Annotated in this window: 14 protein-coding genes and 1 pseudogene; 8 read left to right on the top strand and 7 right to left on the bottom strand. The window is 55.0% G+C overall.

Translation table 11 applies throughout. The annotated features are described in order from the left end of the window. On the top strand, window positions 1–302 hold a 302-nt coding region (locus tag ACTHYN_RS14975), incomplete at its 5' end, for a DUF2478 domain-containing protein (RefSeq protein ID WP_441813218.1). Between the two features lie 61 nt (window positions 303–363). On the opposite strand, the gene ACTHYN_RS14970 is transcribed toward ACTHYN_RS14975, so the two are convergent. Continuing rightward, on the bottom strand, window positions 364–1,491 hold the full coding sequence (locus tag ACTHYN_RS14970; protein WP_441813217.1) for a DcaP family trimeric outer membrane transporter: 1,128 nt from the start codon (window positions 1,489–1,491) through the stop codon (window positions 364–366). A 499-nt stretch (window positions 1,492–1,990) separates the two neighbouring features. On the opposite strand from ACTHYN_RS14970, the gene ACTHYN_RS14965 reads away from it, so the two are divergent. From ACTHYN_RS14965 to astB, 5 genes are read left to right on the top strand one after another with little or no spacing between them, the layout of a single operon-like run. After that, window positions 1,991–3,205 (top strand): aspartate aminotransferase family protein, encoded by a 1,215-nt coding sequence (locus ACTHYN_RS14965; protein ID WP_441813216.1) that lies wholly within the window; start codon window positions 1,991–1,993, stop codon window positions 3,203–3,205. Between the two features lie 8 nt (window positions 3,206–3,213). Further along, complete coding sequence (locus tag ACTHYN_RS14960; RefSeq protein ID WP_441813215.1) at window positions 3,214–4,242, top strand: arginine N-succinyltransferase; 1,029 nt, start codon at window positions 3,214–3,216, stop codon at window positions 4,240–4,242. Next, window positions 4,236–5,300, top strand: a complete 1,065-nt coding sequence (gene astA, locus ACTHYN_RS14955) for an arginine N-succinyltransferase (protein WP_441813214.1) — start codon at window positions 4,236–4,238, stop codon at window positions 5,298–5,300. The genes ACTHYN_RS14960 and astA overlap by 7 nt, the downstream gene beginning before the upstream one ends. 36 nt (window positions 5,301–5,336) lie before the next feature. Further along, window positions 5,337–6,815, top strand: coding sequence for a succinylglutamate-semialdehyde dehydrogenase (gene astD, locus ACTHYN_RS14950; RefSeq protein ID WP_441813213.1), 1,479 nt, complete (start codon window positions 5,337–5,339; stop codon window positions 6,813–6,815). A 39-nt stretch (window positions 6,816–6,854) separates the two neighbouring features. Then, window positions 6,855–8,195 (top strand): N-succinylarginine dihydrolase, encoded by a 1,341-nt coding sequence (gene astB / locus ACTHYN_RS14945; RefSeq protein WP_441813212.1) that lies wholly within the window; start codon window positions 6,855–6,857, stop codon window positions 8,193–8,195. A gap of 45 nt (window positions 8,196–8,240) precedes the next feature. On the opposite strand, the gene ACTHYN_RS14940 is transcribed toward astB, so the two are convergent. After that, the gene (locus ACTHYN_RS14940) at window positions 8,241–8,879 is read right to left on the bottom strand and encodes a TetR/AcrR family transcriptional regulator (RefSeq protein WP_441813211.1); all 639 of its coding nucleotides are present in this window, start codon (window positions 8,877–8,879) and stop codon (window positions 8,241–8,243) included. Window positions 8,880–9,129: 250 nt separating this feature from the next. Here ACTHYN_RS14940 and ACTHYN_RS14935 point away from each other — a divergent pair, with 250 nt between their 5' ends. Together ACTHYN_RS14935 and ACTHYN_RS14930 are read left to right on the top strand one after the other, a co-directional pair. Then, window positions 9,130–10,140, top strand: a complete 1,011-nt coding sequence (locus ACTHYN_RS14935) for an efflux RND transporter periplasmic adaptor subunit (protein ID WP_441813219.1) — start codon at window positions 9,130–9,132, stop codon at window positions 10,138–10,140. Beyond that, complete coding sequence (locus ACTHYN_RS14930; protein ID WP_441813210.1) at window positions 10,140–13,166, top strand: efflux RND transporter permease subunit; 3,027 nt, start codon at window positions 10,140–10,142, stop codon at window positions 13,164–13,166. Before ACTHYN_RS14935 ends, ACTHYN_RS14930 begins: the two co-directional genes overlap by 1 nt. 48 nt (window positions 13,167–13,214) lie before the next feature. Here ACTHYN_RS14930 and astE read toward each other — a convergent pair whose 3' ends face one another. From astE to ACTHYN_RS14905, 5 genes and pseudogenes are all read right to left on the bottom strand, one after another. Next, complete coding sequence (astE, locus tag ACTHYN_RS14925; protein WP_441813209.1) at window positions 13,215–14,246, bottom strand: succinylglutamate desuccinylase; 1,032 nt, start codon at window positions 14,244–14,246, stop codon at window positions 13,215–13,217. A gap of 168 nt (window positions 14,247–14,414) precedes the next feature. After that, window positions 14,415–15,143, bottom strand: a complete 729-nt coding sequence (locus ACTHYN_RS14920; RefSeq protein WP_441813208.1) for an ABC transporter permease — start codon at window positions 15,141–15,143, stop codon at window positions 14,415–14,417. Beyond that, window positions 15,143–15,847: an ABC transporter permease gene (locus tag ACTHYN_RS14915; RefSeq protein ID WP_441813207.1), complete on the bottom strand. Its 705-nt coding sequence runs from the start codon at window positions 15,845–15,847 to the stop codon at window positions 15,143–15,145. Before ACTHYN_RS14915 ends, ACTHYN_RS14920 begins: the two co-directional genes overlap by 1 nt. Before the next feature lie 53 nt (window positions 15,848–15,900). Next, window positions 15,901–16,653 carry a transporter substrate-binding domain-containing protein gene (locus ACTHYN_RS14910; protein WP_441813206.1) on the bottom strand — a complete coding sequence of 251 codons (753 nt, stop codon included), beginning with the start codon at window positions 16,651–16,653 and terminating at the stop codon, window positions 15,901–15,903. Between the two features lie 95 nt (window positions 16,654–16,748). Then, a pseudogene (locus ACTHYN_RS14905) lies at window positions 16,749–16,911 on the bottom strand (histidine/lysine/arginine/ornithine ABC transporter ATP-binding protein); the annotation flags it as partial.

The following is a 16,911-nucleotide window of genomic DNA, read 5'->3' as shown; positions in this document are numbered from 1 at the left end:
AGTCGCAATCCTGCTGCCTGGACCCTCATGGCCTGGCAGATGCCACCAGCGTGCTGCGCGCGGCTTTGCACAAGCGCCCTGAATTGGCTGTCGTGAATCGGTTCGGGCAGCAGGAGATCGACGGTAAAGGGTGTCGTGACGAACTTCTACAGTTGGTGGATGCGGGCATACCGGTGCTGACGGTGGTAAAGCGTAAGTTTCTTAGACAATGGCATGAGTTTGCAGGTGAGGGTGCGGTTGATTTGCCGTTTTCTGAGGTGGCTGTGGGGCAGTGGTGTGATGGTGTTTTAGGGAAACACTAGGGCCAGAAACAAACACGCCCCGGATGCCCGGGGCGTGTTGCTAATCGCTTAGCAGTCGGTTTTAGAAGCTGTACTGAGCGGCGAACAACAGACGGTTTGCGTCCGTGGATTCGCCACCAACGGTTTCTTGGTCAAAGTAGCCATATTCTACGCCCATCATGACGTTTTTAACCGGAGTCCACATGTAGTTGACCATAACGTTCTGGTTGGTCTCTGCGTCTGAATTAGCTAGCGCACCCGCGTCAACTGCATCATCGAGGTCCAGTGTCGTCATGCCGTAGCCCACGTTAATGCTGCGTCCTCCACCAAGCTCCATGCTTACGCCCACTGAGCCTCCATAACCTTTGATGGTTTCAACGCTGTTGCCGTCAAGATAGCCGCTGGCACCCGTGTAATTGTCGCCGGAGCGCCATAGATAGCCGTTTGCCCCGTCGGTGTAGTTGATCGCGCCCTGAACTGAGAACATATTACTCAGTTTTAGTTTAAGGGCGCCAAACACGGCGTATCCGACTGCGCTATCATCAATGTTGCCATCATCTGACGTGGCTTGGCTCGCTAAAACCGCAGCGGAGTACGAGAGTGCGTCCGTTGAATCTTCAAGCTTAGCACTGATTGCTGGCGCAGATGTGCGGTTAGTCCCGCCTTCAATCGACTGTGAAGCCGGGTCTTCGATCGCAAATGACATAGCACCTGTGGTGTAACGAATTTGCTCAGTCCGATCCTGGCTGCCCGCGGTGCCAGCGAGGCTGTCGAAATCGAGTGTTGGAGTGTTGCCCACAAAGCTTGTGAAGTTGGACCAATAGCGGCCAGCCAAAAAGCCGTTATACTCACCGTATGCGTGGCGTAAACGAAGACTGCCAGCACTGTTGCCTGAGCCTCGGAAGTCACCTTCTACAGTAACCGCCAGCCCAGATTCGTGCTTTACTTTAACGCCTAGACGGCTCTGTTGCGCATCGGCGCCGAAGTGGCCTGTTATGTCTTCATCACCGCCGTTGAAACTACCGGCGCGAGTAGAGACTGCTCTATCAGCATCAAAATCATAACTCATGTTCAGGCGAGCGTAACCGTAAAGGCTGGCTTCAAGATCATCATTAACGTTCAGGCTCACAGCATTCGCCTGGCCAGCGACACTCAGTACTGCCATGGCCGCCGTCGACCGTATAGCCATTCTCAATTTGTTGCTTTGCATTATTGTTGTCTCCACACATTAGACAATTTAGGTAATTATTTTTGTAGGACCCGAATTCAACATAGTTACCATTTCATGACAATTCAAATAAATTTGTACAATAATTAGACGAAGGTCTATGGCTGCTTTTCGTTTCTATACAGGTATCTGCGTGAGTATTCAGGTATTAATATGAGTTCATGTCCTCCAAAAGCACTTATTTCTCAAAACCACATTCGCCGTTCCCGATATTAAGACGACGGGCGGCAATTCTTCCCACAATCGTATTCCCGAGGTCGCTATACGGTTCTGGCGTAGCGGGACGGTGCCAAACGATTGGGAACCCCTGTTAAACCCGGTTAACGCATAGCCTCTTTTATTGAGTTGCCAGCGGTTGTACGCAGGATGTGCTCATGCTTTGAGTGGCGTACAATAGCGGTGGTATCCACACACCTACGTATTTGCCCGTTTGGATAAATTCACTAATTTAATAACTTGGTTGCTTCCCCGAGAGAGATCTATGAACAAAGAACCTGTCAGCCGCGAACTGTTTGATAACGTGATGGTGCCCAACTACGCCCCCGGTTCGATTATTCCGGTGCGAGGCGAGGGTTCCCGAATCTGGGATCAGGATGGCCGGGAGTTTATAGACCTGCAGGGTGGCATTGCCGTGAGCTGTCTGGGTCATTCACACCCGGGGCTGATTGGTGCGCTTGAGGAGCAGGCAGCAAAAATCTGGCATCTCTCCAACGTGATGACCAACGAGCCGGCGTTGCGGCTGGCAAAAACCCTGTGTGATTTAACCTTTGCCGAGCGAGTGTTTTTTGCCAACTCCGGTGGTGAGGCCAACGAGGCCGCCTTTAAACTGGCGCGCCGCTATAGCTGGGAACATACCGGGCCAGAAAAGCACGAAATTATCTCTTTTAAAAACGCGTTCCATGGCCGCACCCTGTTCACGGTAAGCGTGGGTGGCCAGCCCAAGTACCTTGACGGGTTTGAGCCAGCGCCGGGTGGTATTCATCATGCAGATTTCAACGATCTGGAATCTGTAAAGAAGCTGATCTCCAAAGAAAAAACCTGCGCGGTTGTGGTAGAGCCAATTCAAGGTGAGAGCGGCGTTTTGCCGGCCGATCCGGAATTCCTGAAAGGCCTGCGTGAACTTTGTGATGATAACGACGCGCTGCTGGTTTTTGATGAGGTCCAATCGGGGGTGGGCCGGACTGGCCACCTTTATGCCTATGAAATGTACGATGTGGTGCCAGACATTCTCACCAGCGCCAAAGGCCTGGGCGGCGGCTTTCCGGTGGCTGCCATGCTAACCACGGCAAAGATTGCTGCAAGCCTGGGTGTGGGCACCCATGGCAGCACTTATGGTGGCAATGCGCTGGCTTGTGCGGTTGCCCAGAAGGTGATTGATACCATCAGCCAGCCGGAGATCCTAAAGGGTGTAAAGGCCCGTTCTGATCAACTGCGCAGCGGCATGATGGATATTGGCGAGCGCTATGGAGTGTTCAGCCAGGTGCGGGGGCCCGGGCTGCTGCTAGGTTGTGTGCTGACCGAGAAATGGCAGGGCAAAGCCAAAGACTTATTGAATGCGGGCCTGGCTGAAGGTGTCATGGTGTTGGTGGCAGGGGCAAACGTGGTTCGCCTGGCGCCTTCACTGATTATCCCCGATACTGACATTGACGAAGCGCTTGAGCGCTTTGAGGCGGCGGTGAAAAAGCTCACTACCTAGGAGTATATATGTGGCTGGTGCGTCCGGCGTTACCGGATGATGCAAATCAGATACTCGAGATAGCAAGCGCTGCCGGTTCGGAGGCAGCGCGGCTCTCATCCACTCTGCCCAGGCAGCTCGAAGCGCTTGTAGCCAACATAAACCATTCCCTTGCCTCGCTGGCAGGCAGTAGTGTCGCCAGCGACTTGCCACCCAGATTTCTGTTTGTGTTGGAAGACACGAATACCGGCAAGGTTCATGGCACGGCAGGGATTGATGCCTGTGCTGGCAACGGCCAACCGTTTTATAATTACCGCCGCGATGGGCTTATTCATGCTTCCCATGAACTGGGTATCTCCAGCCGGGTTGATGTTCTTTACCCCAGCCATGGTCTCACCGGTCACACATTGCTGTGCTCGTTCACCATAACCCCCGAGCTGCGTAACACCGGGGCATTTGAGCTGTTATCCCGGGCCAGGCTGCTGTTTATTGCGAGCCACCGTGATTGGTTCGCCCAGCATATTGCGGTGGAGGTTCAAGGGGTGCAGCTTGCGGACGGCAGTGTGCCTTTCTGGGACAGTTTGGGGCGGCACTTTTTTGATATGGATTTTGAAACCGCCGACCAGCACTCCGGTTTGCTCAGCAAAACCTTTATTGCCGAGCTTATGCCGCCTAACCCGGTTTATGTAACCCTGCTTTCCGAAGCCGCCCAGGCGGCACTTGGCCAGGCCCACGAATTAACCCGGCCTAATTTTGAGCTGCTGCAGAGGGAAGGGTTCCAGGCGGGTTGCTATCTGGATATTTTCGATGGCGGGCCGGTGCTTGAAGCCCGCACCGACACCCTGCACACGCTGGTTACCAGCCAGACCAAAACTCTACATGGCAGCCATGACCAGGGTGGGGATGCCTGTTTGATTGCCGCCGGCAATGGCCCTGGGTTCCGGTGCGCGCTTGCTAAAGCGGCGGACACTCTGGAAGGGGCCTTAAAGGTGCCGGTGGAGGCCTGGCAAGTGCTGGGCAAAACGGCCGGTGATGAAGTGAGGGTAGCGCCATGCTAGTTATTCGCCCGCTTCAGCAAGCGGATCTTGACGATCTTTATGTTATGGCGCAGAGAGCCGGTAAGGGGCTAACCACATTGCCTGCCGACCGGGAATTACTGCAGCGCAAGATTAATCTCGCCCAGGAAACATTCAATCAGCGCTGCGCACCGGAAGCCGGCCTGTATCTGTTTGCGCTGGAAGACACAGACGCCAAAAAAGCGGTGGGCATCAGTGGCATCCAGGCAAGGGTCGGTTTGGATGAGGTATTTTACAATTACCGGCTCAGTACCACGGTAAATGCCTCTAAAGAATTGGGCGTTCATGTACGCACGCCCACGTTGCACCTCTCAAACGACATGACAGATACCAGCGAGATATGCTCGTTGCTGCTCTCGAGCGAATACCACGGAGGCGGTAACGGTTTGCTGCTTTCCCGTAGCCGTTTCATGTATCTGGATGAGTTTGCCAAACACTTTTCCGAAAAGGTTTTCGCAGAGATGCGGGGCGTGTCTGACGAGCAGGGCCAGAGCCCGTTGTGGGATGCCTTGGGTAGTAAATTTTTTGATATGAAATTTTCGGAGGCAGACAGGCTGTCAGGCCTTGGCAATAAAGCGTTTATTGCAGAGTTGATGCCGAAGTACCCGATTTATCTACCTATGCTGCCAGGTTCCGCGCGGGCCGTTATTGGCCGGGTTCATGGCAATACGGAACCCGCGTTGAAAATGCTACAGGCCGAAGGGTTCAACTTTAACGGAATGGTGGATATCTTTGATGGTGGCCCGGTGGTGGAGGCGTTTGTGCATACCATTCGCACAGTTCGTGACAGTATTAATCGCTATGCCAAGGTAAGCCGTGAAAACGTTAACCTTGATGTACCTACTGCAGAGCGGGTGATGGTGTCCAATCGCTCGTTCCGCAATTTTCGGATAACCACCGTGCCAGCCAGTTGCGTTGGCACACAGACAATAAACCTGCCGCCGGCGGTGGCACAAGCTTTACAGATTGAACCGGGCGATTCGGTACGGGTAGCGCCGTTGAAAGACAACCTGAATGCAGCAGTAAAAGCTGCGGGCTGAAGCCTGCGACATTCCAGTAACGGGAGACTATGTGATATGACAAACCTGACAGGCGAATTGTTTCTCGGCGGCCTTTGGCTTCAAGGCCACGGCGAAGCGTTTGAATCGATACAACCCGTTACCGGTGATGCTGTTTGGGAAGGCACTGGCGCCAGCCTGGCAGACGTTGATGCGGCGGTGCGTGGCGCCCGGGAAGCTTTTGTGAAATGGCGGCGTAAGAGTTTTGCCGAGCGCCAGGCTGTTATTGAGGCCTTTGGGGAGCTGCTGGAAGCCAATAAAGAAGAGCTTGCCCGTCAAATTGGCCTGGAAACCGGCAAGCCCTTGTGGGAGTCGCGTACGGAAGTGGCGGCAATGGTTGGCAAGATTGGCATTTCTGTAAAAGCCTATCACGATCGTACGGGCCTGTCGGAATCTGATGTGGCGGGCGGCCGAGCCGTACTTCGTCATCGTCCCCACGGTGTTGTGGCCGTATTTGGTCCTTATAATTTCCCCGGACACCTCCCTAATGGCCACATAGTGCCGGCCTTGCTGGCGGGTAATACCGTTGTCTTCAAACCCAGTGAGCTAGCCCCCGGGGTGGCGGAGCTCACCATTAAACTCTGGGAAAAGGCCGGGCTGCCAGACGGTGTTGTGAATCTGGTTCAGGGGTTTGCGGATACCGGCAAATCACTGGCTGGTCACCCGCTGATTGATGGCCTGTTTTTCACCGGCAGCTCAACCGTTGGGCACTTTTTGCACGAGCAGCTAGGTGGCCAGCCAGAGAAAATTCTGGCCCTGGAAATGGGCGGCAACAACCCGCTGATTGTTCAGGACGTGGCGGATATAGACGGCGCAGTACACCACGCCCTGCAATCGGCATTTTTATCCGCAGGCCAACGCTGTACCTGTGCCCGACGTTTGCTGGTTCCCAAAGGCACGAAGGGCGATGAGTTTCTGGACCGCTTAGTTGCTGTTTCTACCCGTATTCAGGTGGGTAAGTTCAACGCCAAGCCTCAACCATTTATGGGTTCGGTGATTTCTGCACAAGCCGCTGAAAAGCTCCTGGCCGCCCAGAAAAGCATGCTGGAAAACGGCGCGACTGCTTTACTGGAAATGAAACAGCTTAAGCCAGACACCGGCCTCCTTTCACCGGGTATTGTGGATGTAACCGGGCTGGATTTACCAGATGAAGAACTCTTCGGGCCATTGCTCAAGGTGTACCGTTACAAGAGCTTTGACGACGCCTTGGAGCTGGCTAATAATACCCGTTACGGCTTGTCTGCAGGCCTGCTTTCCGATGACAAAAAACTTTTCGAACGGTTGTTGGAGGAAGCCAGGGCCGGGATTGTGAATTGGAACCGGCCATTAACCGGTGCCAGTAGTGCCGCACCCTTTGGCGGTGTTGGCGCCAGCGGAAACCACCGTGCCAGTGCGTATTACGCTGCAGATTATTGCGCGTGGCCCATGGCATCGCTTGAATCCGGCAAAAGCGAGGTGCCCGAAAAGCTGGCGCCTGGTTTGAATTTCGATGCCTGAGCCTTATTTTCTGAACCCAGATGCGCGGAACCGGAACACATGATAAAGCATGCGGTAGAAGCAAATTTTGATGGCCTGGTTGGTCCCACCCACAATTACGCAGGCTTGTCCTGGGGGAATGTGGCATCGAAAGCTAACGTGAATGCGGTGTCTAATCCCAAAGAGGCTGCGCTTCAGGGGTTGGCCAAAATGAAGCGTCTGGCCGATCGTGGCTATGCTCAGGGCCTTCTGCCACCTCATGAGCGCCCTCATATTCCATCTTTGAGGGCACTCGGGTTTGGGGGTACGGATGCACAGGTTCTGGAGCAGGCAGCCAAATCCGCCCCGTCTATTCTGGCGGCGATATCTTCCGCCTCCTCAATGTGGACGGCCAATGCAGCTACTGTGTCGCCCAGTGCAGACACGACCGATCACAGGGTGCATTTTACGCCCGCCAACCTTGGTGCCAAGTTCCACCGCTCCATTGAGCACAGCGTGACAGGCCGCACTCTGAAATCCATTTTCGCAGACGAGGGCTATTTTGCCCATCACCCGGCATTGCCTTCCGTCAGCCATTTTGGTGATGAAGGTGCCGCCAACCACACGCGGCTTTGTGGCGGTTATGGTGGGCCAGGCGTGGAGCTGTTTGTATATGGGAAGGTTGCCTTCAATGAGCAGGCGCCGGCTCCACAAAAATACCCGGCACGTCAGACTCTGGAAGCCTCGCAAGCGATCGCCCGCCTGCATGGTTTGAAAAACGAGAACCTGGTGTTTGCTCAGCAAAATCCGGAAGCCATTGATGCTGGTGTATTCCACAACGATGTGATTGCTGTAGGCAACGGCAATACGCTGTTCTATCACGACATGGCTTTTTTGGATGAAGAGCAGGTTTTGTCAGATATTCGCATGCGCCTGATAGATGCTGAGCTTGAGGCCGTTCGGGTAAACAGCGCAGAGGTGTCGCTTGAAGATGCCGTAGCCTCATATCTGTTCAATAGTCAGTTATTGAATACGCCTGATGGCATGCTGTTGGCGGTGCCGGGGGAGTGTAGGGAAGTGGCCTCAGTTAGCCGGTACCTGGATAACCTGCTGGCTACTGGCGGGCCTATCACGTCGGTAGAGGTGTTTGATGTAAAGCATTCCATGCGTAACGGTGGCGGCCCTGCCTGTTTGCGCTTGCGTGTGGTTTTGAACGATGAGGAACTGCAGGCCATGCATCGCGGCGTGATGCTTACGGATGAGCTGTACGAGCGCCTGACTACCTGGGTTGAAGCCCATTACCGTGACCAGCTTGCCCTGGAGGATCTGGCTGACCCTATGCTGCTGGATGAGGTGCGCAAAGCACTGGATGAACTTACCGGCATACTGGGGCTGGGTTCGATTTACGACTTCCAGATATAGATACGGGTTGGTAAGTACCGGTAATAAGTGGTTTTCGGGGCCTTTTCAGGAGGCGGCAATCGATGAAGTCAGCATGTCCATGGTGTGCTGGATAAGACTTTCAGCAGGAAAGTGACCACCGCTCTCGCTCGTTTCTGATTGGCATAGCAAGATAGTGCCATGCAGTGCCCCGCGCAGATAAAGCGCCGTCTGCTCAGGGCTTTGAATGCGCTGGCGGTTCATGGTGCCGTCTTCAAGCCCCAGTTTGATAGCGTCGGTCATCAACCCCATGAGTTCTGATTTTGAGCAAAGCATATCCATAGCCTGGGCCTCGTCTGCCTCTGCCATGGCCGTTGAGGCCTTGGTGAGTGCCGAAAAGTAGTCTGGTTCATCCAGATAAAAACGGTAGTAAGACTCTCCCATTACCTGTATTTGCTCCAGCCCTGTAGTGGCCGTTTGCCTTGCGGCCCGGAAGCGTTTCGATAAGCTCTGCCCGGCCCTCAGCATAATGCCGCGCTGAATGGCGGCCTTGTCTTTGAAGTACACGTACAGCAACGCACGGCTCAGGCTGGCCGTGCGGGCAATATCATCCATAGAGGTGCGCTCGTAGCCTTTCTCCGAGAAGGCCCGCTCTGCTGCATCCAGAATGGCATCATAACGGGCCAGTTTTTCCCGCTCACGCCTTGTTTTCAATGGTTCACTCATTTGGTTCGCTCATCAGGGGCTGGCGTAGACACGTTTAATCCAGTGGTTGCAGCTATCAATGAGTGGATGAAAGCTTATTATTGACATAATGTCAAAGAATGACATTATGTCGCAATCCGTAAACCAGATTTCCGCAGGATGCGGTATCGACAACAGCGCGAGCATGGATGAAAGGACCCTTATGATGTTATTTCGTACCCCCGTTGGCCTTATGCTTCTGGCTACCTTTGGTTTTACTCTTTCTGGCTGCATGGCCGATGCCGGGCCTGAAGCGCCGAAAGATCAGGTGGTTTCTGTGCGCGTTTCAGAAGTGACCGGGGGCCAGGCTCAGGAAATAACCCTGCGTTTTTCGGGCATTGTGCGGTCAACCCAGCGGGCAACGTTAACGTTTCAGGTAAGCGGTACGCTGAAAGAGCGGGCAGTGGAGTTGGGCCAAACCGTTGCTGCGGGAGATGTACTCGCTCGCGTCTACAACCCGGCGTTGAAGCCAGCGCGGGATTCGGCTAACGCCAAGCTGGACGAACTGAACACCCGTTACGATCAAGCCAAACGGGAATGGGAGCGCTCCAGCCGGTTGCATAAACGTGGTGTGGTGTCCGAGCAGAATCTGGAACAGATTGCCGCCAACCGCGACTCCCTGAAAGCAAGTGTTGCCACTGCACAAGCGGCACTGGCCGAATCCTCTCAAATGCTACAAGAAAGTACCTTGCGAGCGCCGTTTGCCGGGCGGGTGGAAGCGCTTCTGGTTGAGAAGGATGAGTTTGTTGCAGCTGGCCAGCCGGTTATGCGTTTGTCTTCTCCCGAGGGCAAAGAAGTGGAAATTCGGGTGCCTGCTTACCTGCTTGCCCATTTGTCCCTGGATCAGGAGCTGCCGATATGGTCTGTGCACAATCGTAACCAGGCTTCGGTGACCGGTTCGGTTGTCGAGATTGCCCAAGCTGGTGCAATCCGTGGAGAGCTGCACCCGGTTTTGGTAAGCCTGCCAATCAATACCCTGGGTACCGGCCAGCCGGTTGAGGTGGGTATTATGCCGCTTAGGGACTCTGCTATTACGGTTCCGCTTCTGTCGGTGATCCGCAGTGCCGACGGCATGACGGTGTTCCGGGTGCGTGATGGCGTGGCCAAGCGCGTGCCGATAAACGTTGAGCGAGTGGTAGGCGAGCGAGTGGTTGTACGCACGGGTGAGTTGGAACCAGGCGATCAAGTGGTATACGCGGGCACAACCCGCCTGGCAGACGATGATGCCGTGGAGGTGCGTTAATGACGCGCCGGCTGCTCAATTTTCAGCGTTTACTGGGCATGGTAGTCACCATGCTTTGCCTGTTGGGTATCGCGGCGTACAGCACTATGCCGCGCCAGGAAGACCCCTCGTTCCCCTACCGGGCGGGTATGGTTTCGGTGAGCTACGCCGGCGCTAACGCCGACGCTGTCGAGCGGTTGGTGCTCAGGCCCCTGACCGACGAATTGCGCCAGGTAGAAGAGGTGGATTTTTCCCAGGGTACGGCGCGCACTGGCGTAGCGCTGGTGAAGATACGCCTCCATGACGATATATACGACACAGACCCGGCCTGGGACAGGGTTCGCCAGGCAATGGAGCGGGCAAAAAAGGATTTTCCGGATGATGTGGGTCAGATGGTTCTGGATGACCGGCTAATCGACAATCCGGCCATTGTGTTAGCCGTAGGTGGCGCGTCCTCAGTGAGTGAACTGTCGGATGTCGCCGAGCGGCTCAAGCAAAATCTTTCCGACCTTACCGGTGTTTCCCGTATTGAGTTGGAAGGCGACGCCGATGAGCAGATTACACTGGCCTTGGACGATGCCGCACTTTACCGGCTGGGCATCTCGCCGGCACGCATACTGGAAACCCTGGCCCAGCGTAACCAAACCACTCCTGGCGGCTTTGTGGTTGTAGACGGTCGCCGGTTATCAGTACTTCCCAATACCGAGTTTGCCGATATTGACGCCATTCGCGCCACCCCGATAGAACTTCCGGATGGCTCCCAGGTGCCACTGGCTGCCGCCGCAGACGTGTGGCGGGGGCCGGCGGAACCGCGTCAGCCAGAAACCTGGTTTGATGGTGAGCGGGTGGTGTTGCTATCACTGATTATGGAAGACGGCACCACCGATGCAATCCGTTTTGGTGAGCGGGTGCGAGAGCGGGTTGACCAGATTCGGTCTGACTTTGAGCCCTACGAAATCCGCGAGATGTTCTTCCAGCCAGATAAGGTTTCAGACAGGCTGGACAACCTTGCCTGGAGCTTGATTCTTTCTGTGCTGATTATTGTGGCGGTGGTTTTTACCGGCATGGGTATTCGAATGGGCTTGTTAGTGGCGTCTATTCTGCCCATGGTGGCACTGATCAGCGTGGGGCTTTACGACCTCGGTGGTGGCGTTCTGCATCAGATTGCGGTGATTGGAATGGTAATCTCCCTGGGCATTCTGATCGATAACGCCATTGTGATTGTGGAAAACATTCAGGGCCACCTGGATGAAGGCATGCGCCGCATGGATGCCCTGCGCAAAGCGGTTGGTGAACTGGCCGGGCCGCTGGGTGCGTCCACCGGCACCACGTTGGCGGCTTTTGCGCCCTTGCTGCTTGCCAAGGGCGGTGCGGCCGACTTCACCCGGGGCGTGCCGGTGATGATCATGCTTACCTTGTCAGTAAGCTATTTGCTGGCGATTTCTGTGGTGCCGTTGCTGGCGGCCCGTTTTCTCAAGCCCCGCCGTAATGCCGAAGCTGACCGGCTGATTGGTTTGGCACGGTTTCTGGGAGGGCTGGTTTACCGTCACCCCCGCCGCTTGATCGCAGCCGGTGCCCTGCTGGTGGCGGTGAGCCTGGCGATGACGCCATTTATGGCACAGCAGTTCTTCCCCAATGCCGATCGTCCGCAGGTTATTGTGGAAATATTTATGCCTGAAGGTACCGACCAACTGCGCACGGCGGAGGCTGCGGCCAACCTGGAGCAAGCCATACGCACGCAGGCGGCGGCACTTGAGATTCATCGGTTTGTGGGCTTTACCGGCCCGGCATTTTATTACAACCTCCAGCGGGCACCCCAGGCCCCTAACCGGGGCCGGCTTGTGGTAACCACACCAACGCTTGAAGATACCACTGGCATGATCCGCTGGATTCGGGCCCATGTAAATGAACAGATGCCAGAGCTGGACGTAAGCGTTGGTGTTCTGGGGCAGGGGCCGCCAAGGATTGCCCCGGTAGAAGTGCGTGTTTACAACGCAGACGATCAGGCGCGTACCCACGCGGTAGAGCAGCTTTTCGTGGCGCTGCGCGGGGTGGAGGGCACGGTGGATGTCCGGCACGACCTGGATATCGGCGTGCCCAGCATTGCCATTAATGTAGATGACGCCACCGCTGCCCGCTACGGGCTTAACCGGGCCGATGTGGCCCAGAGCCTCTATGGCCAGAGCTTCGGTGTGGTTGCCGAGCGTTACCGCCAGGAGAAAGACCCGATTCCATTGGTGCTGCGCTCTCAGGAGGGCACTTCGCTGTCGCTGGAACGCCTGCTCTCGGTGAATATCTACAACAATGCCGGTCAGGCGGTTCCGCTGTCGGCTGTTGCCAGCGTAGAAACTACGTGGGAGCCGGCAGCGCGTTATTTGCGTAACGGCACCCGCCTTAATACCGTAACCTCCAACCTGCTGAAAGGCTACAGCTTCAGTCAGGCCCTGGATGGCCTGAACCAAACCCTGAAAGACAACCCTCTGCCAGATGGTACCCGACTGGAAATGGGCGGAGACGCAGAAGGTTCTGGTGATGCCAATGGGGCGCTGTTAACGGCTGCACCCATTGGTATCCTGCTGTTGCTCTTCTTCTTGCTACTGCAGTTCAACTCGTTTCGACGCGTGGGCATCATATTGCTGACCGTACCCCTGGCGACCGTGGGCATATTCCCCGGCCTGGTACTTTCGGGCTCACCTTTCGGGTTTCAGTCGCTACTCGGAGTGATTGCGCTGGTGGGCATTGTGGTGAACAACGCCATAGTGTTGCTGGATGTGATGGACAGAGAGCTGGAAAATGGCGAGAGCATCCACGAAGCCATGCGCAAAGCTGTGGTGCAAAGAACCCGGCCAATTTTGCTGACCACAGCAACTACCGTGGCCGGCCTGCTGCCGCTGGCGTTCTCCAGTTCCACACTCTGGCCGCCCATGGCCTGGGCAATTATCTCCGGGCTGCTGGCATCAACGGTACTTACCCTGCTGGTGATACCGGCGGTGTGTACACAGGTGATTAAAACGCGGGTTGCAGAGCCAGAAAACGCGCCAGCCTAAAGGCGAGGCGCCCTGGTAATCGAACAGGGTTTGCTCATTGGGGCCTACTCACAGGGCTCGGATCAGCAGGCCTGCCCGCTGGCCTACTGGCACATCCCGGTTGGGAAACACAATGGCCTGAGGTGAGTGCTCTACCCGATAACAGATATCGTCATCTTCCCAGATGATGGTGCCTGGTGGGTACTCGGTAAAATTAGCCACATCATCAGGAACATGAAACCGGAAGTTCTTGCCGGTATTCAAAATTTCATGCACCACTTCAAACACAGTGAGCTGCTTAAACCTTAGTGTTTTTGCCGGTGCAGTCTCTCCACGCAGCCTGCGCCGAAGTGCCCGCTTAACCCCTTCAAAACGCGCCAGATCATTCTCGCCAAACGGCTTTACCTTGCCCAGTTCCACCGTAAAGCTTTGAGCGTTTAGCGCCGAAGAAGAAAATGACGCAAAGGTTGTACCCGCCTTATGCTGCAGCAACAAGATGCTCACCTCCGCCTCCAGCAAGAAATTGCTTTGTGCCTCAGGCACCTGCCGACCCTCAACAAACGGATAAAGCGCAAACTTCTCCCGTTGGGAGGGTCTTATGGCCGTATGCAAATCGTAATGGGACAAAGCCTGCGGATGCGCCCTGGCAAACTCATAGCACGTCTCCTCAAGAAACCGCGCCCGGGCGGCTTCTGGTAGCCCAGCATACGCTGGCTTGCGGTGGGCTCCACTAAACAACCGGTTCAGGTTTGCATCCACAAACCGCTCACCAGCCACCATGGCCGGCGGGTTGCCCAGAATCAGAAGCAGCGGACAAGCCAGTTGCCATTCGCCATTCAAAAGTTCACTAACCAGCGCGTTCAAAACCTCAATAGGTGCTGTTTCATTGCCGTGAATGCCTGCTGAAACGATCAACGCTTCCTGATTTGGGTTGGCTCGGCTAGCCGGTGGAGTGCAGCGCAAAACACCGATACTTTCCCGGCTTATGAGGGTTTCGTCTGAGAGGGCGGCTTTAGCGTTTGGGAGATCGGCAGAGGGCTTAGCAAGCGTGTGTGTTAGCCAATCAATGTTTGATTCAAAAAGATCCTGATAGGCAGCCATAGAATCCCCGAATATAGTCTGGGGGCTGGCAGGGTATTGCCTCCCGGGAGTGTCTGAAGCCAGGGAAGGCTTCAGTCAAGCGCACATGGATGTGCTCGTAGCGTCTCCCGGGAGGCAATACCCTGCCAGACCGGGCACCGAAGTTGAAGCTTGATGATCGAGAAGCATTCAGGAACCAACAGGCCGCTGATGCCTCAACAAATGATTTTCAAGTTTGCGGAACGCAAACACCATAGTAAACGTTAGCACCATGTAGCAAAGCGCCACAAAGATAAAAGCATCAAACGGCGCATAAAACCGCGAATAAATATTTCGTGCCGCACCTGTAAGATCAACGATAGTGACCACACTGGCAATCGCGCTTGAATGCAGCATGAAAATCACCTCATTGGAGTAGGCCTGGACCGCCCGCCGCGCAGCGCTGGGAAGTACAATTCGTCGCATCCGCAAAAACCAGCTCATGCCATAGGCCTTCGCCGCTTCAATTTCCCCATGGGGCGTGGAAACAATCGCACCCCGGATAATCTCCGTGGTATAGGCGCAGGTATTCAGGGTAAAGGCCAGCAGGGCGGGGTAAAAAGGCTCCCGGAAAATCGCCCACCAGAAAGTTTCCTGAATACCGGGAATCTGCGCCACGCCATAGTAAATAATATAAAGCTGAATCAGCAGCGGCGTGCCACGGAAAAAATAGGTGTAGATCCACACCGGGCCAGATATAAACGGGTTTTTTACCGTGCGCAGAATCGCCAGAGGAACAGCAAACACAAGCCCGATAACCAGGCACAGGAATACCAATTGAACGGTCGTAACCGCCCCATCCCAGTACTCCATGATGGTCATGGCGGTAAAGATTTCGTTCTTGTTGAGCCAGGCGGCGATGAAATCGGGAGGCATCATTAATTCTCCTGAACCACGCCAATATTAGCTCGTTTGTCGAGCCACTTGATAAACAGCTCAGACCCTGCCGTCAGCGCCAGGTACACAAAGGCCACCGGAATGAAAAAATGAAACGGCATGCGTTCGGCCTTGGCGGCTTCCTCCGCCACGCGCACCATATCCGTCAGGCCGATAATGGAAACCAGCGCCGTGGTTTTCAGCAACACCTGCCAGTTATTGCCAATGCCGGGCAGGGCATGGCGCAGCATTTGTGGCACCATCACCCGACGGAAGGTGTGCCATTTGCTGAACCCGTAAGCTCGCGCAGCTTCAATCTGGCCGGTTTCAACCGCCAGAAACGCGCCCCGGAAGGTTTCGGTCATGTAGGCGCCAAAAATCAGGCCGATGGTCACCACACCGGAAATGAACGGGTCAAACTGGAAGAAAAAATCAATTTCGTAGGTTTCCCATAAGTAATCCGAGAGCATGTTTACGCCTACCTGGCCACCGTAATAAAACAGCAGCATCATAACCAGATCGGGTACGCCACGAATCAGGGTGGTATAGGTAGTGGCTGCGCCTACGGCAACCCGGCTGTTTGATAGTTTGGCAGCCGCACCGATCAGCCCGAGGGTTAACGCCAGGGCAAGAGACAGGAAAGCAAGTTCTATGGTAACCACTGCCCCGCTCAGCAGCTCTGGACCATAGCCTTTCAGATCAATCATGGAAGTGTCCGGTAGTCAGGGGCAGCCAAAGGCTGCCCCTGGAACTGATGGCTTCAGACTTTGATGTCGTATTCAAAGTACTTTTTCATGATGGTGTCGTAGGTGCCATCTTCCTTCAATGTGCGAAGTGCGTCGTTCACTTCTTCAGCCAGGTCTTTGTCACGCTTGCGCATGGCAACGCCCATGCCTTCGCCCAGTTTTACTGCCTCACCAACTTCCTTGAAACCGTCTTTGCTCAGAATAGTTTGCTCACCTACCGGGTAGTCTACAAAGGCCGCATCCAGGCGCTGGCCCTCAAGATCAAGCACCATGTCATCGGCGGTGGTGTAGCGCTTAACCGTTACCACGTCGCCCAGCTCTTCGGTTACATACGTGTCCATGGTGGTGCCACGCTGAACGCCCACGGTTTTGCCTTTCATGGCGCTCTTGTCGGTCACGTCGGCATTGAAATCGTCAGGGCCAAACCAGCCGCCCGGGGTGTTGTAGTATGGTTCCGAGAACAACACCCGCTTGGCGCGCTCTTCCGTAATCGACATGGAGGACATCACCATGTCAAATTTGCGAGCCAGCAGGCCGGGAATCATGCCGTCCCAGGACTGAATGACAAATTCGCAGTTTGCCTTCATTTCCTCACACATGGCCTCTGCCAGTTCCACTTCAAAACCGGTCAGTTCGCCGTTGTCATCTTTGTATTCAAAAGGTGCATAGGGCACGTCGAACGCAATGCGCAGATCGCGCTCTTCTGCTTGAATGCCACTGGTCATCATTGCCAGTGCGCAACTTGCTGCAATCATCAATTTTTTCATGTGTCGTTTCTCCTGATTACTGCCTTAAAGGCATTATTTTTCTTCGCATTTTTTGCACAGTGAGTGCTTAACACCTATTACGATAACATTGCCACTCAGAACTTAGGAGCCAGGAACTGCCTCATGCGCTCCGAATCCGGGTTGTCAAAAACCTTTTCCGGTGTGCCTTGCTCCTCAATCACTCCCTGATGCAGAAACAGCACCTGGGAGGAGACATCCCGGGCAAAGCCCATTTCATGGGTGACCACAATCATGGTG

It is taken from the genome of Marinobacter sp. (assembly GCF_052091845.1).
GTDB lineage: Bacteria > Pseudomonadota > Gammaproteobacteria > Pseudomonadales > Oleiphilaceae > Marinobacter.
This window is presented reverse-complemented; position numbering and strand designations above follow the sequence as displayed.